Here is a 2,333-nt window from a genome sequence, read left to right on the forward strand (position 1 = left end):
CAATGACCTCAATGTTTTGAACTTTCATTCTAAAACCGGTTCTAAGCTTTCAATCTATTTTAAATGTCCTTACCCAGAGGATAAAAACTGACTTTGAAGGGACAGCCATGCACCCTTCGGACAACCATTCCAGTAATGACAACAGAGTAGTGGTTTTCTGTACAGGCTGTTTCTAAAACAACCTGCAATTAAGCGTGTTTTTGAAGATAGCCGATTTGAAAACAGGGTTTGTTAAGAACCTGATTAAAACTTTTACAGCGAGCTCTCAATGGAAAAGTTTCTTCCTGTCATTTTCCCGGAGCAAGGCTCTGTTTTTGCTTATTTTTACTGACCTCAATGTTATGAACTTTCGTTCTAAAACCGGTTCTAAACTAACAACCCATTTTAAATCCTCTTTCTAACCGGAGGTAAATACTGACTTTGAAGGAACAGATATGCACTTTACGAACAGAAATTTTGACGCTCCACTCCCGCCTGCACCAAAGATACCCAGACTGCTTGAAGCACCAACGGTTGTCAGTCTGGGCAGGGAAGTTAGTGTACAGGAAAAAGTTGAACCTACATTCTTCCATTTAGCCGAAGAGACACATGTCAAAATTATTCGCTATTTGGATTTTCGAAGCATTCACTGTTTAACAAAGGTATGCACATACCTTCGCTATCTTGTTAAAAAGAATAGAGCTCTGGAAAGAGCATGGTATCAGCGGTTTCCTTCACCATCCCGATATCAACTAAAGACCACCATCATGACAAAAGACAATCAACAACTCCGTGGTTGGTTAAAGCCTTTTGCGAATGGGAATACCGTCAAATCACTGGTTTTTCAAGAGAACCGAAAATGTATTTATTTTCCTGCTCCGTTCCTGTTCACCAACAGTAAACTGATGTCTCAATGTAAAAAATTCAACCTGGAGATAACAGCCAAAATCACCCATCTTGACGATGTCAATACAGCCATATTTAGTCCTGATAGCCGCCATTTGGTGACCGCCAGTATGGATAATACGGTAAAAATCTGTCGCCACAGGGCCAACGGATTCTGGATTCCAAGAGCCACCATTTCCCATAACAATTCGGTCAGTTCAGCCACTTTTAGTGCCGATAGCCGTCATATAGTGACTGCCAGTCTCGATTTCACAGCGAAAATCTGCGTTCAGGCTGACGATGGGTCATGGCAAGAAAAAAGCACTATTATCCACGGCAGACATGTCAACTCAGCCACCTTCAGTGATGATGGTAAACATGTGGTGACTGCCAGCGATGATTGCACGGCACAAATTCATGGGCAGGGGGACGGTGGGTCATGGGAAAGAGAGGCCATTATATACCCTGGTGGTCCAGTCAAATCAGCTAGCTTCAGTCCCGATGGCCGTGATGTGGTAATCGTCGGTAAAAATAACATGGTGAGCATCTATAGTCGGGAGGACAATGGGTTATGGAAACAAAAAATCGCCATCACCCATGAGGGTAGGATCACCTCAGCGACCTTCAGCGCCAATGGCCACCATTTGGTCACCACCAGTGAAGATCATACGGCGAAAATCTCTGACCTGCAGAAAGATGGATCATGGCAAGAAATAGCCACGATTTCTCACGAGGGTGCGGTCTACTCAGCTGCCTTCAGCGCCGACGGCCACCATCTGGTCACCACCAGTGAAGATCATACGGCAAAAATCTCTGCCCTGCAGGACGATGGATCATGGAAAGAAATAGCCACGATTTATCACGAGGGTGCGGTCTACTCAGCCAACTTCAGTACCGATGGCCGCCATTTGGTCACCGCCAGCGAAGATGGTACGGCAAAAATCTATGGTCTGGAGGCCCCTGAACGTTGGGTAGAAAAAACCACCATTACCCACAAAGGTTGCGTCCGATCGGCCGTCTTCAGTGCCAATGGTTGCCTTGTGGTGACGAATGCCCTGGGTGACAAAATAGTGAAAATTTATGGTCTTGGAGCCGATGGATCATGGGTAAAAAAAGCGATCATTTCCCACAAGAGGGTGGTCAGATCGGCCACCATCAGCGCCGATGTCCGATATGTGTTGACCATCAGTGATGATAACAAGGTGAGAGTCTTTAAACTAATGGAGGGAAGATTGATGGTCTAATGAACATAAAACCCGATAAAAAATTTCTTTCTATCCTTTTCCCGGATCAGGGTGTTGCTCTTTCCAAGTTTCACTGACCTCAATTTTCTGAACTTTCACTCTCAAACCAGGTCTAAGCGTTTTAATGAATTTTAAATGTCCTTTCTAACCGAGGATCAATACCCACTTTCAAGGAACAGTCATGCACTCTACGGATAAACATTCCAGGATTGACGTTTCACTCCC

Annotated in this window: 1 protein-coding gene; it reads left to right on the top strand. The window is 44.7% G+C overall.

Features of this window, described 5'->3' with window-relative positions:
• The first annotated feature begins 434 nt into the window (after positions 1 to 434).
• Positions 435 to 2,108 (top strand): WD40 repeat domain-containing protein, encoded by a 1,674-nt coding sequence (locus KDK16_RS12235; protein ID WP_257276333.1) that lies wholly within the window; start codon positions 435 to 437, stop codon positions 2,106 to 2,108.
• The last annotated feature ends 225 nt before the right edge of the window (positions 2,109 to 2,333 follow it).

It is taken from the genome of Endozoicomonas sp. SESOKO4 (assembly GCF_024606275.1).

Excerpts from the sequence above, each read along its gene's own strand:
- KDK16_RS12235 (WP_257276333.1), top strand. The coding sequence starts at position 435 with ATGCACTTTACGAACAGAAATTTTGACGCTCCACTCCCGCCTGCACCA.